Origin of the sequence: Sphingomonas sp. Ant20, from assembly GCF_000783375.1 — a bacterium.
In the GTDB taxonomy this organism is placed as follows: domain Bacteria; phylum Pseudomonadota; class Alphaproteobacteria; order Sphingomonadales; family Sphingomonadaceae; genus Sphingomonas; species Sphingomonas aerolata.
The window spans coordinates 1-17,746 of record NZ_JRVI01000076.1; the positions used below are offsets into that span (position 1 = coordinate 1).

General features: G+C 67.4%; 12 protein-coding genes and 8 pseudogenes. 8 read left to right on the plus strand and 12 right to left on the minus strand.

Translation table 11 applies throughout. From position 1 onward, the window contains the following. The 5 genes and pseudogenes from NI18_RS11360 to NI18_RS11375 all read right to left on the minus strand — a co-directional run. Positions 1-407: pseudogene (locus tag NI18_RS11360) on the minus strand (chorismate synthase); the annotation flags it as partial. A 132-nt stretch (positions 408-539) separates the two neighbouring features. Beyond that, a pseudogene (locus NI18_RS23360) lies at positions 540-821 on the minus strand (endonuclease domain-containing protein); the annotation flags it as partial. A gap of 77 nt (positions 822-898) precedes the next feature. After that, positions 899-1,702 carry an enoyl-ACP reductase FabI gene (gene fabI, locus NI18_RS11365; protein ID WP_107930438.1) on the minus strand — a complete coding sequence of 268 codons (804 nt, stop codon included), beginning with the start codon at positions 1,700-1,702 and terminating at the stop codon, positions 899-901. Next, positions 1,699-2,664 carry a YihY/virulence factor BrkB family protein gene (locus NI18_RS11370; protein ID WP_037529977.1) on the minus strand — a complete coding sequence of 322 codons (966 nt, stop codon included), beginning with the start codon at positions 2,662-2,664 and terminating at the stop codon, positions 1,699-1,701. Before NI18_RS11370 ends, fabI begins: the two co-directional genes overlap by 4 nt. Positions 2,665-2,671: 7 nt before the next feature. Then, entirely contained in the window at positions 2,672-3,604 is a 933-nt protein-coding gene (locus NI18_RS11375; protein WP_082446926.1) for a J domain-containing protein, read from the minus strand. 95 nt (positions 3,605-3,699) lie between these two features. Here NI18_RS11375 and NI18_RS25055 point away from each other — a divergent pair, with 95 nt between their 5' ends. Then, positions 3,700-3,846: a hypothetical protein gene (locus tag NI18_RS25055; RefSeq protein WP_156360378.1), complete on the plus strand. Its 147-nt coding sequence runs from the start codon at positions 3,700-3,702 to the stop codon at positions 3,844-3,846. Between the two features lie 117 nt (positions 3,847-3,963). On the opposite strand, the pseudogene NI18_RS11380 reads toward NI18_RS25055, so the two are convergent. The 4 genes and pseudogenes from NI18_RS11380 to NI18_RS11395 all read right to left on the minus strand — a co-directional run bounded on the left by NI18_RS11380 (position 3,964) and on the right by NI18_RS11395 (position 11,061). Beyond that, positions 3,964-4,867, minus strand: a pseudogene (locus NI18_RS11380) (transglutaminase family protein). Then, positions 4,864-7,371, minus strand: a pseudogene (locus NI18_RS11385) (circularly permuted type 2 ATP-grasp protein). The pseudogenes NI18_RS11380 and NI18_RS11385 overlap by 4 nt, the downstream one beginning before the upstream one ends. Positions 7,372-7,605: 234 nt before the next feature. Then, a pseudogene (ligD, locus tag NI18_RS11390) lies at positions 7,606-10,108 on the minus strand (DNA ligase D). A 65-nt stretch (positions 10,109-10,173) separates the two neighbouring features. Then, entirely contained in the window at positions 10,174-11,061 is an 888-nt protein-coding gene (locus tag NI18_RS11395) for a Ku protein (RefSeq protein WP_037529978.1), read from the minus strand. Positions 11,062-11,174: 113 nt separating this feature from the next. Between NI18_RS11395 and pdxH the strand changes: the two genes are divergently transcribed. The 3 genes from pdxH to NI18_RS11410 are packed head-to-tail and all read left to right on the plus strand — an operon-like array spanning position 11,175 to position 13,525. Continuing rightward, positions 11,175-11,753 (plus strand): pyridoxamine 5'-phosphate oxidase, encoded by a 579-nt coding sequence (pdxH, locus tag NI18_RS11400; RefSeq protein ID WP_037529979.1) that lies wholly within the window; start codon positions 11,175-11,177, stop codon positions 11,751-11,753. Then, positions 11,750-12,697, plus strand: a complete 948-nt coding sequence (locus NI18_RS11405; RefSeq protein WP_037529981.1) for a cation diffusion facilitator family transporter — start codon at positions 11,750-11,752, stop codon at positions 12,695-12,697. The genes pdxH and NI18_RS11405 overlap by 4 nt, the downstream gene beginning before the upstream one ends. A 36-nt stretch (positions 12,698-12,733) precedes the next feature. Continuing rightward, entirely contained in the window at positions 12,734-13,525 is a 792-nt protein-coding gene (locus NI18_RS11410; RefSeq protein ID WP_031393117.1) for a PhzF family phenazine biosynthesis protein, read from the plus strand. Between the two features lie 118 nt (positions 13,526-13,643). Here the strand turns inward: NI18_RS11410 and NI18_RS11415 are convergent, their stop codons facing one another. Both NI18_RS11415 and mnmA read right to left on the minus strand, forming a co-directional pair. Beyond that, on the minus strand, positions 13,644-13,892 hold the full coding sequence (locus tag NI18_RS11415; RefSeq protein WP_037529983.1) for a UvrB/UvrC motif-containing protein: 249 nt from the start codon (positions 13,890-13,892) through the stop codon (positions 13,644-13,646). Between the two features lie 15 nt (positions 13,893-13,907). Next, positions 13,908-15,030, minus strand: a pseudogene (gene mnmA, locus NI18_RS11420) (tRNA 2-thiouridine(34) synthase MnmA). Positions 15,031-15,166: 136 nt separating this feature from the next. On the opposite strand from mnmA, the gene NI18_RS11425 reads away from it, so the two are divergent. The 3 genes from NI18_RS11425 to NI18_RS11435 all read left to right on the plus strand — a co-directional run bounded on the left by NI18_RS11425 (position 15,167) and on the right by NI18_RS11435 (position 16,157). Next, the gene (locus NI18_RS11425; protein WP_031393005.1) at positions 15,167-15,394 is read left to right on the plus strand and encodes a hypothetical protein; all 228 of its coding nucleotides are present in this window, start codon (positions 15,167-15,169) and stop codon (positions 15,392-15,394) included. Positions 15,395-15,497: 103 nt separating this feature from the next. After that, positions 15,498-15,797, plus strand: a complete 300-nt coding sequence (locus NI18_RS11430) for a DUF1153 domain-containing protein (RefSeq protein ID WP_031393004.1) — start codon at positions 15,498-15,500, stop codon at positions 15,795-15,797. 102 nt (positions 15,798-15,899) lie between these two features. Next, positions 15,900-16,157: a GlsB/YeaQ/YmgE family stress response membrane protein gene (locus tag NI18_RS11435; RefSeq protein WP_031393003.1), complete on the plus strand. Its 258-nt coding sequence runs from the start codon at positions 15,900-15,902 to the stop codon at positions 16,155-16,157. Between the two features lie 67 nt (positions 16,158-16,224). On the opposite strand, the pseudogene NI18_RS11440 reads toward NI18_RS11435, so the two are convergent. Further along, a pseudogene (locus NI18_RS11440) lies at positions 16,225-16,948 on the minus strand (SIMPL domain-containing protein). A 273-nt stretch (positions 16,949-17,221) separates the two neighbouring features. Between NI18_RS11440 and NI18_RS11445 the strand changes: the two are divergent. After that, positions 17,222-17,746, plus strand: a pseudogene (locus NI18_RS11445) (efflux RND transporter periplasmic adaptor subunit); the annotation flags it as partial.

The window sequence follows — 17,746 nt, forward strand, 5'->3', positions numbered from 1 at the left end:
CGCGACGCGCGCCGCGGTCTCGCGCGCCGACGACCGGCCGCCGCCGCGATAGTCGCGAAAGCCGTATTTGGCGTCATAGGCATAGTCGCATGGCCGGGACGATAGGCCTTGGCGACGTCCGAATAGTCCTTCGAGCGCTGGTCGACATTCTCGATCATCAGGCTGATCGGCGTGCCGGTGGTGCGGCCGTCGAACACGCCCGAGAGGATCCGCACCGCGTCGGGCTCGCGCCGCTGCGTGGTGAAGCGCGAGGTGCCGGGACGGCGCTTGTCGAGCCAGGGCTGGATATCGGCTTCGGTGAGGGGGATGCCGGGGGGGCAGCCGTCGACCACCGCGCCGAGCGCGGGTCCGTGGGACTCGCCCCAGGTGGTGAAGCGGAACATCCGCCCGAACGTGTTGACGCTCAAAACCCTCTCCCCTCGGGGGAGAGGGAGGGGCCCCGCCGCAACGCGGTGGGAGGGTGAGGGGGCGTTGGCGCGGGCGACGATCGCCGCAGCAACACCATCGATATTCGTCATCACGTCATCATTCCCGAACCGGCATATCCGGTAGCCTTCGGCTTCTAATAACGCGGTTCGCCGTTTGTCATAGGCCTGCGCATCGGCGGACGCGTGCGTGTCACCGTCGATTTCGATGACGAGCGCAATTTTGGCGCAAAGAAAGTCGACGATATAGGGACCAATCCAAACTTGGCGGCGGAATTTGAGGCCGGCCAGCTGGCGGTTGCGGAGGATTTGCCAGAGGCGATGTTCGGGCTCGGTGGGCGCTTTGCGTGCATCACGTTGACGGTCTCGCGCTGCGACGCCGGGTGGCCGTTTCATCCCCTCACCCTCCCATGCTTCGCACGGGTCCCTCCCTCTCTCCTGAAGGGAGAGGGGGTAGTCTGTGCCTCTTCCGCCTACACCAGCGCGATGTCGGGGGCGTCTTCGGCTTTCATGCCGATCACGTTGTAGCCGGCGTCGACATGGTGGGTTTCGCCCGTGACGCCCGATGCGAGGTCGCTGAGCAGGTACAGCCCGGCGCCGCCGACATCGTCGATCGTCACGTTGCGCTTGAGCGGCGAGTTCAGCTCGTTCCACTTCAGGATCAGGCGGAAGTCGCCGATCCCACTCGCGGCCAGCGTCTTGATCGGGCCGGCCGAGATCGCGTTGACGCGGATATTGTCGCGGCCAAGATCAACCGCGAGATACTGCACGCTCGTCTCGAGCGCGGCCTTGGCGACGCCCATCACGTTGTAATGCGGGATGACCTTCTCGGCGCCGTAATAGCTGAGCGTCAGCATCGATCCGCCCGGGTTCATCATCTTCGCCGCGCGCTGGGCGACCGCGACGAACGAATAGACGCTGATGTTCATCGTCATCAGGAAATTGTCGAGGCTGGTATCGACGAACCGTCCGCGCAGCTCGTTCTTGTCCGAAAAGCCGATCGCATGGACGACGAAGTCGATCGTCGGCCATTCCTCTGCCAGCTTGGCAAAGGTCGCGTCGAGCGCACCCATGTCGGAGACGTCGCAGTCGAACAGCCGCGCGACGCCCAGTTGCTCGGCGAGCGGGCGGACGCGCTTCTCCATCGTCTCGCCCTGATAGCTGAACGCGAGCTCCGCGCCGGCCTCGGACAGCTTCTTGGCGATCCCCCAGGCCAGCGACTTGTCGTTCGCCAGCCCCATGATCAACCCACGCTTGCCCGCCATCAAACCGTTCACGCCGTTCTCGCCTTCGCCTCTACCTCGTCAGCCGGTTGCTCTAGCGCTGTTTCGAGGGGTTCCGCCAGTGCCGCGTTCAAATGTGCCCCGAATACCAGCCCCAGACCGATGACGTAGAAGAACAGCAGCATGATGACGACGCCCGCCAAGCTGCCATAGGTCAGGTCATAGCCACCCAGGCTCGACAGGACGATCGGCAGCAACGCGGTCGCGCTGATCCACCAGACGGCGGTGAAGAGCGCTCCGGGCCATTTGCGGCATTTCGAATAGCGATAGCGCGACGGCGTCACCGAGTAGAACAGCAAGTACAGCGCGCCGAACATCAGCAGCGCGGGGATTAGACGCGACAGGCCGACCCAGCCCGCGGCGTCCTGCGCGAAGGGGACGAGGCGGTAGATGAACTGTTCGGCCGCGGTCAGGATGCCCTGTACCAGGAAGGAGAGCAGCGCCATGATCACCGAGCCGACGATCACCGCGGACGATCCGAGCCGCGATTTCCAGAAGGGTGCGGTCGCCTTGATCCCGTAGGCGCGGTGGAAGATGTCGCGGATCGTCTCGACGAAGCTGCCGACGGTCCACAGCCCGACGACCGCGCCGAGCCACAGCAGCGAGCCGGTGCGCGCGGCGAGCACGTCGGCGATCGGTTTGCGCAACAGGTCGGCGACGTTGGGGGGTAGAACATGGAGGAAGGATTCGACCGCACGGATCGTCTCGGTGCTCTGCCCGAACAGCGACAGGATAGCAGCCGCCACGATGAAGAACGGAAAGACCGTCATCAGCGCGAGATAGGCGAGGTTGCCCGCGTGGATGAAGCCGTCGTTGAACACGCCGACCGCGGCACGCTTGACGACCTCGAACGCATGGCTGCCCGGCTTGACCTTCGCCATGCCGCGATTGAGGCGCCGGCGCGTGCCGCCATGATCATGGGCGCGCGCCTCGGGCGTAAGATTGCTGTCGTTCACAAGGCGTTCAGACGCCCATGGCCCCCCGCGGGTTCCCGGTATTGCTCTTCGCCCAGCCCTCGACGAAGTCGGCAAGCGCCTTGTTGTCGGCCGGAATGTCGATCATCAGCGTGACGAGCTGATCGCCGCGGCCACCGGTCTTCTTGTGGAAGCCCTTGCCCTTGAGGCGCAGCGTCTTGCCCGAGGTCGTGCCCTTCGGGATCGTCAGCATGACCGGCTTTTCGACCGTCGGCGCCTTGATCGAGCCGCCGAGCACCGCCTCGGCGAGGCTGATCGGCAGGTCGATGCGGACGTCATCGCCGTCGCGCGTGAAGAAGCGGTGCGGCTGGACGTCGATCGTCAGGATCGCATCGCCGGCGCCGCCCGGGCCCTGCTCGCCCTTGCCCGCGAGCTTCATCTGCGTGCCACTCTCGACGCCTGCGGGCAGTTTCAGATCGAGCGTCTTGCCATCGGAGAGCGTGACACGCTGGGGCTCGAGCGTCGCCGCGTCGACGAACGGGACCTGCAGGCGATAGGCGACGTTTTCGCCCTTGGGCTGCGGGCGCCGGCCGAAGCCGCTCGCGAATCCGCCGCCACCGCCGCGCTGGGCGCCGCCGAACAGCCCCTCGAAGATGTCGCTCATGTCGGGGCCGCCGCTCTCATAACCTTCGCTGCGAAAGCCACCGCCGGGCTGAGGCCGCCCACCACCGCCGCCACCGAAGCCGAACGGCGCGGCGGGGTTTCCGTCGCCATCGATCTCGCCGCGATCGAAGCGCGCGCGCTTGTCCTTGTCGTTCAGCAGGTCGTACGCGTTGGTGACCTGGCTGAACTTCTCCGATGCCTTCGGATTGTCCTTGTTGCGATCGGGATGAAGCTCCTTGGCGAGCTTGCGATACGCCTTCTTGATGTCGGCTTCGTTCGCGTCGCGGGCAACGCCCAGGGTCTTGTACGGATCGGCCACTTAGGTCCCCACTCTGTCTTGCGCGTCTATGTGGGGCCGCCGCGGGCGCAACGCAATTCCCGTACCGTGCGTTTGGCGGGCGAGAGGAGACGATGATGGCTGACAAGCAACCGATGCAGGGCGTGCCCGAGGGCGATGACGGTGCCAAGCAGAAGGACGGGGTGAACGATGCGCCGGCCAAGGACAAGGGCGGCGAGAGTGGCGGCGGATCCTATCCGAACCCGCACGAGGGGAAGGACTGACGCGTGTCTCGTCATTCCCGCGAAGGCGGGAACCCATACCGGCAATCCTGCGAGACTATCGCAACCGTACGAGTATATGGGTCCCCGCCTCCGCGGGGATGACGACCGTGGAGCAGGTTACCCGGCGACCCGGACCGGTGCCTCGTCGAGCGGAGCGACGTCGACGCTGACGTCCATGCTCTGTGCGCCCGAGCCCAGCACCACGCCGTCGACCGGCGCGATCTCGGCATAATCGCGGCCGACCGCCATGACGATATGGTCGCTCGCCATCCAGATGCCGTTGGTCGGATCCATCCCGACCCAGCCGTGTACCGGCCCGCACCACAATAGGACCCAGGCGTGCGTCGCATCCGCGCCGACCAGCCGCGGCTGGCCTGCGGGCGGGATGGTGCGGATATAGCCCGACGCATAGGCGGCAGGCAGGCCGGCGGCGCGCAGGCCAGTGATCATGATCTGCGCGAAATCCTGGCACACGCCCTTGCGGTGGAGGAACGCCTCATGCGGCGGGGTGTCAACAAGCGTCGCATCCGCATCGAATACGAATTCGCGCTGAATCCGGCGGGCGAGTGCGATCCCCGCCTCCAGCGCGCCACGCGCGGGGGTCGAGATCGGCCGCGCAATAATCGGCGATCGCATGGTCGAGCGGGATCAGCGGCGAGGGATAGAGATAGGTGGCGGGGCTCGCCGCGGAGAGGTCGGTGCTGGCGCGTGCCAGCGCCGCGATCTCGGCGAGCGTCGGGTCGCCGGCGGCGGGGACGGGGACGAGCCGGTCGACCGTGATCCGCGACCGGCTCTCGATCGTCAGGTGGCGGACAGGGCTGTCGACCACGAGCCGCGTGACGTTGGCGAGCCCGGCCTCGGCCCGCGCGGGGCTGATCCGGCCCGCGGGGTGGACCGAGAGCGTGTAGGCGTCGAGCCGCTGGCCCGGCCAGTCGATCGGCTTCAGCCGGAGATTGCAGCGCGCGAACTTGACGCTCGCGCCATAATCGAAGGTGGTGACGTGGCGGATGTCGTAGATCATGCGAGCGTCAGTTCGCTGGTGCGGAGCGGTTCTGCGCCCTGCAGGAAATAGCGTCTCGCCAGCGCGTCCGACACACCCGCCAGCCGACGTTCGACATCGCCCAGCGTATCCGCGTCCAGCTCGGCGGCGGTCGCGGTCATCACGATCGCCATGAGTGCGGTCGCCTGGGCCTGTTGCGGTTCGGCCATCTCGTCGTCGCTGAGCACCGGCAGCTCGGCGAGCCGCGCGGCGATGCGGTCGGCGGAGAAGGCGAGGCTGCGCGGGTTGCCGGGGTCGAGCGCGACGAGATCCATGACCGGCACGCGCGCGATTCCCGTGGGATAGCGCTGGCGATAGGTGATCTGGCTGTCGGCGAGGTCGAGCAGCACCGACAGGTCGTCGGGCGAGGCGCCGGGCATGCCGAACAGCCGGATCGCGCGTGCCATCGCCATCGCGCGCTCGATCCGGCGGCCGAGATCGTGGAACCGCCACGCCGCGGTGCGTCCCATATGCTCGGCGGACAGCCCGGCGATCGCGGCATAGCGGCGCTGGAGCGAACCGGCGCGTTCGAGCATCCCGCGATGCGTGGGGAAGGGCGCCTCGAGCAGCCGGACCATGTCCGAGGACAGCCGGTCGCGCGATCCCTCGCCGATCGCACGCGCATGGCGGTTGATCGTCGCGACCGACTGCCAGCCCTCGTCCTCCATCGCGGTGCGCGCGAACGCGGTCAGGTCGGCACGGCGCAGCGCGGGGGGATGCGGTGCGGCACCGCTGCCGACGATCAGCCCGACGAGCTTGCCGACGGTCTGCGACGACAGCACGGCGCCGCCGTCCGCGTCGATCGAATTGCCGAGCATCACGCGGATCGCCGCGAGCAAGGCCTCGCCGCGCTCGAGATAGCGGCCGAGCCAGTAGAAATTGTCCGCGACGCGGCTGGGCAGCGTGCCGGGATTGCGGCGGACGTGGAGCGAATCGGGCGCGGTAAGCAGCGAGACGGGTGCGACCGGCTCCGGCCCATAGACGCAGACATCGGCGGACCAGATGCCCTCGCCCATCACCGCGGCGCGCGCGTCGGGATGCTCGCCGATCCGCGCGAACCCGCCAGGCAGCACGGTCCATTCGCCGTCGCCGCCGCGTGCTGCAAAGACGCGCAGCGTGAACGGGCGCGGCTCGAGCGTGTCGCCAACGACGACGGGCATGGTCGACAGGCGAACGATCTCCTGCCCGACATAATCCTGCGGGCGGCGGGCCATGTCGGCGAGCAGCGCGGCACGGTCGGCGCCGGTGATGTCGGCACCCGCGGTCGCGCCGTTGGGCAAGCCGAGCGGGCGGGTGTGATAGGCGGGGGCGATCAGCAGCCGGTCGAGATCGGCCTCGACCGCGGTGCGCGCCGCGTCCTGCCCGCACCACCAGGTCGCGATGTTGGGCAGCAGCAGGTCTTCGCCGAGCATCGTGCGTGCGAGTTGCGGCAGAAAGGCGGAGAAGGCGGGGGCCTCAAGCACCGCGGAGCCGGGCGCGTTCGACAGCACGACATTGCCCGCGGCATAGGCGTCGATCAGGCCGGGCACGCCGATCTGCGAATGCGTGTCGAACGCCAGCGGATCGAGCAGCCGCGGATCGAGCCGCCGCCACAACGCGTCGATCCGCTTCAGCCCGCCGATCGTGCGGACATAGAGCTTGTCCTCGAGCGCGGCGAGATCTGCGCCCTCGACGAGCAGCAGCCCCAGATAGCGCGCGAGATGCGCCTGTTCGGGATAGCTCGGGTTGAACCGGCCGGGGGTGAGCAGCCCGATGCGGGGATCGGTGCGCTTGCACATCGCCGCCAGCCCGGCGCGGAACGCGGCGAAAAAGGGCGCGTGGCGCTGGACGTTCAACCGCGCCTGCAACCCGCCGAGCGTGCGGCCGACCGCGAGCCGGTTCTCGAGCGCATAGCCCGCACCCGCGGGCGCGCGCAGGTGGTCGGCGAGCACGCGCCATTCGCCGCTCGGTCCGCGGCCGAGATCGATCGCGATGAAATCGAGATGGCGGCCGCCCGGCGGATCGAGCCCCACCATCGGCCGCAGGAAGAACGGGCTGCCGGTGACGAGCGCGGCGGGGATATGGCCGTCCGCGACCAGCTTTCCCTCGCCGTACAGATCGGCGATCACCGTTTCCATCAACGTCGCACGCTGGACGACGCCCGCCGCGATCCGCGCCCATGCGTCCGCCTCGATCAGCAGCGGGACGGGGGGAGACGGGCCAGGGACGCTCGTCGGGTTCGTCGGCGATGCGGAAGCCGGTGCCGATGTCGACCGCGTGACGCTGGACGCGTTCGCGGACATGGCCGAGATCGTCCGAGCGACCATCGCGAGCTCGGCGAAGGTCGCGGTCCAGGCGGGGTCGATGCTGCCGTCGGCGGCGGGGCAGAGCATGTCGGCAGCGGTGCTGCGCACGCAATAGTCGGCGATCCAGCGCTCGGCATGGCGTGTCGCGTCATAGGCGCTTGATTGCGCCGTATCGGTCGGGGGCGTGGATTGCGTCGCCATCTCCATGCCTTGCTGCCCTTGATGCGTGGCGGGGGGTGTTTCACCTTTCGCCGCCGCGGTGCAACCTAAAAGCGTGTCTGCGGGGCGTGTTTCGCCTACGCCTTCCACCCCGGCGGAGGCCGGGGCCATGGTGGAGGGGGTAACGGCCTTGCTACCCCTTATCACGGGCGTCCCCCAATTGGGCCCGGCCTTCGGCGGGGTGGAGTGCGGGGGTTAGGGGAGGCTGCCGCGTGTTCAGAAATCCGGCAACACCTGGTCCGCCACACCCCAGCCCTTCAACCCGCGTGCCCCGGCGCGTGCGATCAGGTCTTCGGCGTCGCGCACGCCCCAGCGGACGGCGGTGTCGATGTCGCGCAATTCGCTCCATGATACGGGGGCGGCGACAGGTGCGCCGGCGCGGGCGCGGGCGGAATAGGGCATCACCGCGGTGCTGCCGCGCTGGTTGCGGAGCCAGTCGATGAAGATGCGGCCCTTGCGCTTGGCCTTGGCCATCGATGCCACGAACCGGTCGGGCTCGGCACTTGCCAGCGCCCGCGCGAAACGGTCGGCGAAATCCTTGACCGCGGGCCATTCCGCTTTGGGGGTGAGCGGGACGACGACATGGACGCCCTTGCCGCCTGACAGCATTGCGAAGCTGACGAGCCCCAGTTCGGCGAGCTGCGTCTTCAGAAACTCCGCGGCCTTCTTCGTATCGTCGAAGTCGAGGCCCTCGTCGGGGTCGAGATCGAAGACGAGCCGGTCGGGCTTTTCGAGCGTCTCGTTGGAGGATCCCCAGCCGTGGAACTCGATCGTCCCCATCTGGACGCAGGCGACGAGCCCGTCGGCGTCGTCGACATAGAGATAGTCCTCGGTCGACCCGTCGTTCTCGCGGATCGGTACCTGATGGACCGCGTCGCCGAAGCTGCCGGCGTCATGTTTCTGGAAGAAGCAGGCGCGCGACCGGCCTTGCGGACAGCGGACGAGGCTGATCGGGCGGTTGCCCGCGAAGGGGAGGATGAGGCCCGACAGCGCGGTATAATAATCGGCGAGATCACCCTTGGTTACGTCGGAGTCGTCGAAGATCACGCGGTCGCGGTTGGTGATCTTTATTGTGGTCGCGGGAGCGGCATCGGGGTAGCGGGGCGGGGGTCTCGGCGACGACGTCCTTGGCCGCCTTGTCCTCGCGCAGGCCGATGAAGCTTGAATGGCGCAGCACGCCGTCGGGGGTGGTTTCAGCAAAGGCGATCTCCGCGACGAGCTTCGGCGTCACCCAGTGCGCGCCGCGGACCGCGGCTTTCGGGGCCTCGACGGTCGGCGTCTTGCGGTCGAGCGCATCGAGCTTGCCGCGCAGCTCGTCCATCAGCGCCTGGTCGAAGCCGGTGCCGACCTTGCCCGCATAGCGATAGGTCTTGCCGTCGCGGACGCCGAGCAGCAGCGACTTGAAGCCGCGCTTCTTGTCGGACGGGAGCCAGCCGACGATGACGAATTCCTGGCGGTGCGTGCATTTGATCTTGAGCCACGCCTTGGTCCGGTTGCCCTGATAGGGCGCGTCGGCGCGTTTCGAGACGATGCCTTCGAGGCCCTCGCGGCACATCGTCTCGAACAATTGCTCGCCCGCGCCGATGACGTGGTCCGAATAGCGCAGGCGGTCGTCATCGGCCGGGATCAGCGGTTCGAGGCGGGCCTTGCGGTCGAGATTGGACAGGCCGGTCAGGTCCTCGCCGTCGACTTCGAGCAGGTCGAACGCGAACAGCGTCATGTCTCCGCCGTTCGAGATCGCGTCCTTCAGCGTCGAGAAATCGGGGTGGCCGTCCTTGAAGGCGACGATCTCGCCGTCGATCAGCGCGGATTTTACGGGGAGCTTCGCGGCGGCGGCAGCGATTCCGGCGAACTTTTCGGTCCAGTCGAGGCCGGTGCGGGTGAAGACCTTGGCCTCGCCGTTCGCGACCGCGACGAGCGCGCGGTAGCCGTCATATTTGACCTCGTGCAGCCAGGCGGTGCCGGTGGGGACGGAGTCGACGAGCGTGCAGAGCTGAACGTCCTGAAACGGCGGCAGTTTCCCGTCATCCTGGCGAACGCCAGGACCCAGGGCCCCATGTGCATCGCTCTTGGTTCTGGGTCCCGGCTTTCGCCGGGATGACGGGGAGGGGGCGGGTTTGCTTGCGCGTGCCGGCTTCTTCCCCTCCGCGATCTCCGCCATGGTCCGCCCCGTGGACACGCTTGTCAGCGCTTCGTCGACCAGCGTGTCGGTGCCGCCCGCCGCGGCGTCGTCGATCTTGCGGAGCAGCCAGTTCTCGCGCTTTTCCTTCGCGCGGGGTTTCAGGCGGATCAGCAGCCATTCGCCCTTCATCCGCTCGCCATCGAGGACGAAATGGAGATGCCCCTTGTCGAGGTCCTTGGCCGCCTTGCCCTTGATCGGTGCCCAGGTGCCGCGGTCCCACAGCATCACCGTGCCGCCGCCATATTCGCCCGCGGGGATCGCGCCTTCGAACGTGGCGTAGCTCAAGGGATGGTCCTCGGTGCGGACCGCGAGGCGCTTTTCGTCCGGGTCGAGGCTAGGGCCGCGGGTGACCGCCCAGCTTTTGAGGACGCCGTCGACCTCCAGGCGCAGGTCCCAGTGGAGGCGGGTGGCGTCGTGCTTCTGCACCATGAAGCTGTTGCCGTTGCCGGGGGTCAGCGTGCCGGCGGGTTCGGCGGTCTTCGCGAAGTCCCGCTTGGCGTTGTACCGCGCGAGGGGGTCGGGGGTGTCAGCCACCATCGGTCTCCCGCGAAGGCGGGAGCCCAGGCTGGGTCCCCGCCTTCGCAGGGACACAACAGGGGGCGTTACGCACGTTTCTTGGCCGGAGACTTGGTCGCGGTCTTCGGCGCGGTCTTGGCCGGAGCTTTCTTGGCGGGTGCCTTCTTCGAAGCCGCGGCCGTGCCGCCCGATTTCTCCATCGACTTCTTCAGCGCCGCCATCAGGTCGACCACGTTAGACCCCTTGCTCTCGCCGCTGTCCTTGTCGTCGATGATCGTCTTGCCGTTCGCCTTGCGCTTGCGTTCGATCAGGTCCTTCAGCGCGTCGACATACCGATCGTGGAAGTCCTGCGGGTGGAAGTCGCCGCTGCGCTTCTCGATCAGCGCCTCGGCGAGTTCGAGGAGCTCCTCGGACGGCTTGTCGTCGGGGATATCGCGGAAATAGCCCTGCGCCTTGTGCACCTCGTCCGCGTAGCGCAGCGTCTCGAGCACCAAGCCGCGCCCGCACGGCTTGAGGCTGACGACATATTCGCGGCCGCGCATCGCCAGCTGGCCGAGCCCGACCTTTTTCGTACGGCGCAGCGCCTCACGCAGGACGATGAACGCCTCCTCCGCCAGATCGTCCGCAGGGACGACGAAATAGGGCTTCTCGTAATAGAGCACGTCGATCTCGCTCGCATCGACGAACTGGGTGAGTTCGAGCGTCTTCTTCGATTCGAGCTTCACCGCGTCGATCTCGTCCTGGTTCAGCAGGACATATTCGCCCTTTTCGACCTCATAGCCCTTCATGATCTCGTCGGCGTCGACCGGGCCGACGCCGGTGACGACCTTGTCGTAATGGATCGGCTGGCCCGAGGGTTCGTGGATCTGCTTGAACGAGACGGCCGCACCCGATTTGGTGGCGGAGTAGATCTCGACCGGGATCGAGACCAGCGCGAGCCGGATCTGTCCCTGCCAATAGGCGCGCGCTGCCACGGTGCGGTTTCCTTCGTTGCGAAACCGATTCAATCGTCGGCGTGGCGAGTCGTTCCGTGAGCGCCGTGCCGTGCGCTGTTTCGCGGCCCGCCAAGTTTCGCTATGGCGCTGCCATGTCCGATAACCCGATCACGCTGTTCGAGGCCTGGTACGCCGAGGCCAGGCAAACAGAAATCAACGACTCCAACGCTGTAGCCCTCGCCACTGCGGATGCGCAGGGACGTCCGTCGGTGCGGATGGTGCTGCTGAAAGGGCATGGCCCCGATGGTTTCGTCATCTACACCAACCGCGAGAGCCGCAAGGCGGGCGAGCTGACCGCGAACGCGCATGCGGCGTTGCTCTTCCACTGGAAGTCGCTGCGCCGGCAGGTCCGGATCGAGGGGCGCGTCAGCCTTGTGAGCGATGCGGAATCGGACGCCTATTTCGCGACGCGCGGCCGTGATTCGCAACTCGGGGCATGGGCGTCGGAGCAATCGCGCCCGCTCGACACGCGCGACACGTTCGAACGCCGTTTTGCCGAGGCGCAGGCGCGGTTCGAGGGTGGCGACGTGCCGCGCCCGCCGCACTGGGGCGGGTACCGGATCGCGCCCGATCGCATCGAGCTGTGGCAGGACCGCGAACACCGCCTACATGAGCGGCGACTGTTCTTGCGCGACGGTGAAGGCTGGACCGAAGGATTGCTGTTCCCATGACCCAGGACGAACGCCGCAGGGTTATCCCGCTGGCGACGCGCGCGGCGCTCGCCAGCGTCGCGATGGCGTGTTTCCTGCTGCTGCTGAAGGGCTTTGCGGCGTGGACGACCGGATCGGTCGCGATGCTCGGCTCGCTCGCCGACACCGCGCTCGACCTGCTCGCGAGCCTCGTCACGCTGTACGGCGTGCGGCTGGCGGCGACGCCTGCCGATCACGACCACCGTTTCGGCCACGGCAAGGCAGAGGCGCTCGCCGCGCTGTTCCAGGTGATGCTGATCACCGCGTCGGCGGCGGGCATCGCCTGGCGCGCGATCCTCGCATTCAACGATCCGCAGCCGACCACGGGCGCCGATTTCGGCATCGGCGTGTCGGTCGTCGCGATCGTCGCGACGGTGTTCCTGCTCGCCTATCAGCGCCGGATCATCCGCCAGACCGGATCGGTCGCGATCCTGGCAGACAATGTCCATTACCAGTCGGACGTGCTGCTCAACGGGTCGGTGATCGTCGCATTGGTGCTCGACCAGTATCTGGGGTGGAGCGGGGCGGATCCGATCTTCGGCATCGTCATCGCCTTGTGGCTCGCCTGGGGTGCCTTCTCGGCATCGTCGAACGCGATCGACCAGTTGATGGACAAGGAATGGCCCGAGGACCTGCGCGCGCAATTCCTCGACGTCGCCGCGCGCCAACCCGGCATCCGCGGCATCCATGACTTCCGCACTCGCCGGTCGGGCAGCCATGATTTCGCGCAGTTCCACATGGAGGTCGCGCGCGACCTGACCGTCGCGCATGCGCACGACATCGTCGAGGCGGTCGAACGCAACCTTCGCACCGCCTTTCCCAAGGTCGAGGTGCTGATCCACCTCGATCCCGAAGGGCATGTCGATACCGACAATCCGCTGGTCGAGGCGGACGTGACGCCGCATTGGTTTGGCAAGCGGGTTTAACCTGCGGCGATCGACAACGGGCAGAGGGGCAGCAGCATGAGAATACCGTTCGCGCAGATCGATGCGTTCGCCGACACGGCCTTTGCGGGCAATCCGGCGGCGGTGATGCCGTTGTCCGCGTGGCTCGACGATGCGGTGCTGCTGGATATTGCGCAGGAGAACAACCTGAGCGAGACCGCGTTCATCGTCCCCTCCGCCGAAGAGGGCGTCGATTTCGACCTGCGCTGGTTCACGCCGGGCGCGGAGGTCGCGTTGTGCGGTCATGCGACGCTGGCAAGCGGGCATTTCGTGCTGTCGTCGGATACTGCCCGTGACCGCGTCCGGTTCGCGACGCGGCAGGCCGGGATCCTCGAGGTCGCCTGCGCGGATGGCGGATACACGCTCGAGCTGCCAGCCTGGGCGCCCGCGCCGAAGGCGATGCCGGAGATCGTCGCGGCACTGACGATCGATTCGCCGGTCGAGACGCTGTGGCACGACAAGGGCTATGCGCTGGTGATCGTCGAGGACGAGGCGATCGTCCGCAACCTGAAACCCGATTTCGTCGCGCTGGCGAAGTTTCCGATCGTCGCGATCGTCGCGGCGAAGGGGGCGGCGACCGCGATCGTCAGCCGCGTCTTCACGCCTTATTATGCTATCGACGAGGATCCGGTGACGGGGTCGGCGCATGCGGTGATGGTGCCGTACTGGGCGCAGACGCTGGGCGACAGTTTCACCGCGTTCCAGGCAAGCGCGCGCGGGGGGCGGCTGACGTGCCGGCTCGAGGGCGACCGGGTGGTGCTTGGCGGTGCGTGCGTGACGGTGATCGAGGGCACGTTCCTGCTGCCGTGATCACGGTCTAACTCTACGTCATCCTGACGAAAGTCAGGATCCAGAGCCAGGATCGTCTTGCTTCGTTACCCTGGATCCTGACTTTCGTCAGGATGACGGAAGAGGAGCGGCGTGGCGGCTAGCGCTTGCGGCCCTTGGTCATCGGGTCAGGCCTCTTGGGTTTCACCCAGCCGGGCGGCGGGGTCAGACGTTGCTGGCTGGTGCCCAGACCCATCGCGCCAGGTTGCTGGCGGGTGAGTCCCGCGGTGTCGGCGACGGTGCCGCCGCCGCGGAGCAGGCTGATCTGGTCGCGCAGCCGCCCCGCGCTCTCGAAGTCCATCGCCGCGGCGGCGGCTTCCATCTGGCGGCGCAGGTCGTCGATATCCATGCCACGCCCAACGCGTCAGGCGGCGGCGAGTGCCGCCTCGGTCGACGCGATCCAGCCGCCGCCGAGCACGCGGTCGCCGGCATAGAGGACGGTCGCCTGCCCCGGGGCTACACCATATTCGGGTGAGTCGAACACGACGCGGTCGCCGATCAGGCGGGCCGGGACGGGCTTGGCCATCGAGCGCACCTTGGCGGTGAGCGGCCCGGTGAAATCGTCGCCGAGCCAGTTGATGTCGCTCAGCTGCGCCGCCGAAACCGCGAGCGCACGGCGCGGACCGACCACGACGCGCCGCGTGTCGGGTTCGACGCGCACGACATAGAGCGGCTCGGGGCTGCCGCCGATCTCCAGTCCGCGACGCTGGCCGACGGTGAAGTGGATCAGCCCGCGATGCTCGCCGAGCTTCATGCCGCCGATATCGACGATATCGCCCGCGGTATCCGCCTCCGGGCGCAGCTTCTTGACCAGTCCGGCGTAATCGCCGTCGGGGACGAAGCAGATATCCTGCTGTCGGGCTTGGCCGCGACGCCGAGGCCGAGTTCGGCCGCGATCTCGCGCACGCGCGGCTTGGGCAGGCCGCCGAGCGGGAAGCGCAGATAGTCGAGCTGCGCCTGCGTCGTCGCGAACAGGAAATAGCTCTGGTCGCGGGCAGGATCCGCGCCGCGGTGGAGTTCGGCGCCGTGCGCGCCCTCGACGCGGCGGACATAATGGCCGGTCGCCAGGCAGTCCGCGCCGAGATCGCGCGCGAGCTTCAGCAGATCCGTGAACTTGGGCCCCATGTTGCACTGGACGCACGGAATCGGCGTGCGCCCCGCGAGATAAGCGTCGGCAAAGGTGTCGACGACCTGTTCGCGAAAGCTCGATTCATGATCGAAGACGTAATGCGCGATGCCCAGCCGGTCGCAGACGCGCGCGCGTCGCGAATGTCGCGGCCCGCGCAGCACGAGCCCGCGCGGCCGACCGCCTCGCCGTGGTCGTAGAGCTGCAACGTCACGCCGATCGTCTCCGCGCCGGTCGCATGCGCGAGCGCCGCGACGACCGAGCTGTCGACCCCGCCCGACATCGCGACGACGATCCGTCGACCGGCCAGCGACCCCGACCCTGGTGTCGCGCCGCCGAGCTGAAAATCCGCCTGTTCCATCGGTACACCATAGTCTCTGCGACGAGGCGTTGCAAAAAAAGCGACAGGCGCGACAACTCTTTGTCCCGAACTTTACCTCGTTTTCATTCCCCGGCGTTTAGACGGAACCTCTAGTTGGTGTTTTGCGAGTGTCGCGTTGGATCTGAGCTTCCCCCGTTTCGATCGAGAGGCCGAGCTGACCGTTCTGCCCGGTGACCTGGCGGTGTTGATCGTCGGGATCGCCGCGCGTCAGGCGGCGAGCCCGACCGCGGCGGTTCAGGCCGGGTTTTCGCGGGGTGCGATCGATCCCAAGCTGTTCGCCCCCGTCCACGGGGCGTTCAACGGGCCAATGGCGGATGCCTTGACGCGATGGAAACAGGAATGACCGCGGCGTTTACCGCGGCGTTTCAGCCATTCTTCAACTCCCTTGGCTACGGGTCGTAGCCACGTATCGAGAGGGGGCCCCCGCCCCCGATCAGAGGTTGTAAATGATCGAGAACCAGAAGTTCCGCCCTGCCAAGGTCATCGGACCGCTTGGCGAGCAATTGACGCTGGATTCGCTGCCGCCGCCCAGCACGACGCGGTGGGTCGTACGCCGCAAGGCCGAGGTCGTCGCCGCGGTCAATGGCGGTCTGTTGTCGGTCGACGAGGTCTGCGACCGCTATGGACTGACGGTCGAGGAATTTGCCGGATGGCAGCGCGCGATCGACCGGTCGGGGATGCCGGGCCTGCGCGTGACGCGGATCCAGCACTATAAGTCGCTGTACGAAAGGCAGCAAAAATACTGACCCGAATCAGCCTACATAATCAAAACGCGGGCGGAACAAACGTCCGTGCTCGCACGTCTTTCCGCCATCGCCCGGCTACGGGAACAACGGAGGGAAAGTAAAATGGGTATCATTCTTTGGCTGATCATCGGCGGTGTCATTGGCTGGATTGCCAGCATGATCATGCGCACCGACGCGCAGCAGGGCATCTTCCTGAACATCATCGTCGGCATCGTCGGCGCCTTCATCGGCGGCCTGATCCTGTCGGGTGGCTCGATCAACAGCGCACCGCTGACGCTGACCTCCTTCATCGTGTCGCTGCTTGGCGCGATCGTGCTGCTCGCGATCGTCAACCTCGTGCGCCGCGGCAGCGTCCGCTAAGAGCGGTCGCTACACAGCGTTGAAAAAAGGGCCGTCCGGGCGACCGGGCGGCCCTTTTTCCGTGCGCTCAGTTCAGCAGGAAGCGGACCGAGACCGAAACGGTGACGTCCTTCTCGCCCGCGACGATCTGCGTACTGTCCTTGGCCATCGAGCGCGCGCCATGAAGACCGGCGGGTTCGGGTTGCCGCCATTCTCGCCATTCTCGGTGATCGAGACGATTCGCGAGACGCGCATGCCGGCCGACCGCGCATAGATCTCGGCGCGGGCACGCGCGCGCTTGACCGCATCGGCCCGCGCCTCGTCCAGTGCCGCATCGGGCTGGTCGATCGACAGATTGGGCCCGTCGATCTGGTTCGCGCCTTCGGCGACCAGCGCATCGAGGATCGCGCCCGACTTCGCCACGTCGCGGAAGCGGATCGAAACGCTGTTGGTCGCCTGATAGCCGGTGACCGCCGGCGGCTGGTTGTCGGCATAGCGATATTGCGGCGCGAGCCCGACCGTCGCGGTGGCGATGTCGCGCGGCGCGACCCCGGCCTTCTTCAATGCCGCGAGGACGCGGTTCATCCGCTGCGCATTGTCCGCCAGCGCGGCCGCGGCGGTCGTCGCCTGCGAGACGACACCCGCACGGATCGTCGCGACATCGGGCACGCGCGTGGTGCGGCCCTCGGCGCTGCGTCGAGCACGGTCCCGGTCGCGGGGACCATCGGTTCGACCGTCGACGCCTGCGCCTGTGCCGAAGCGGCGGCGGGGATCGCGGCGGCAAGCGGAACCGCCGCCAGCGTCGCGATCATGGTGAACCTGGTCATATCGTGTCTCCCTGTAAGTCAGCCTGCTTTCGCGATTGATCGAAGCCGGGTCAACGCAGGCTGAACGTCGCGTGCAGCTTGCAGACAGGTGCGATCCTGGTCATGTCTGACATTTGGCTGCGCGGCGTGCCGGGGGGCTTGAGCACGGTGATCTATTTATATAATACAGCTGGCGAGTGGTCCGGCGGATTCGGGTCGGGACGGGGATAGCGCGCGCATGAACTACGAAGCAGGACGATCGGCGGCGAGCCGCAGCAGGTGCTGACGGATCAGACGCCGCCGTCGCATACCCGTCGCAACATCATCATCGCGGTGGTCGTCATCCTCGCGGCGCTCGCCATCGCCTGGTTCGCGTTCGGATCGGGCAAGAAGGATGCGGCGGCGCCCGGCGCGCCGACCGAGCAGATTCCGAGCGTCACCGTCATCGTGCCCGGTCGCCAGACCGTCGACCGCGTGATCGCCGCGACCGGTACGCTGGCCGCGCGGCGCGAGATGCCCGTCGGCGTCGCGGGCGAGGGCGGCATGATCACGCGCGTGCTGGTCGAGCCGGGCCAGTGGGGTCGCGGCGGGGCAGGTGCTCGCGACGGTCGACCGCTCGGTCCAGACCGAGACCGCGGCATCGCTGTCGGCATCCGTATCGGTGGCGCGGTCGGACGAGACGATCGCGCAGGCGGAGCTCGACCGTGCGCAGCAGCTGGTCGATCGCGGGTTCATCTCGAAGGCGGATCTCCAGCGCAAGGCGGCGACGCGCGATGCGGCGGCGGCGCGCGTGAGGTGGCGCAG

Coding starts and splice junctions, on each gene's coding strand:
- NI18_RS25055 (WP_156360378.1), top strand. CDS start 3,700: ATGGCTGACAAGCAACCGATGCAGGGCGTGCCCGAGGGCGATGACGGT.
- pdxH (WP_037529979.1), top strand. CDS start 11,175: ATGTCCGATAACCCGATCACGCTGTTCGAGGCCTGGTACGCCGAGGCC.
- NI18_RS11405 (WP_037529981.1), top strand. CDS start 11,750: ATGACCCAGGACGAACGCCGCAGGGTTATCCCGCTGGCGACGCGCGCG.
- NI18_RS11410 (WP_031393117.1), top strand. CDS start 12,734: ATGAGAATACCGTTCGCGCAGATCGATGCGTTCGCCGACACGGCCTTT.
- NI18_RS11415 (WP_037529983.1), bottom strand. CDS start 13,892: ATGGATATCGACGACCTGCGCCGCCAGATGGAAGCCGCCGCCGCGGCG.
- NI18_RS11430 (WP_031393004.1), top strand. CDS start 15,498: ATGATCGAGAACCAGAAGTTCCGCCCTGCCAAGGTCATCGGACCGCTT.
- NI18_RS11435 (WP_031393003.1), top strand. CDS start 15,900: ATGGGTATCATTCTTTGGCTGATCATCGGCGGTGTCATTGGCTGGATT.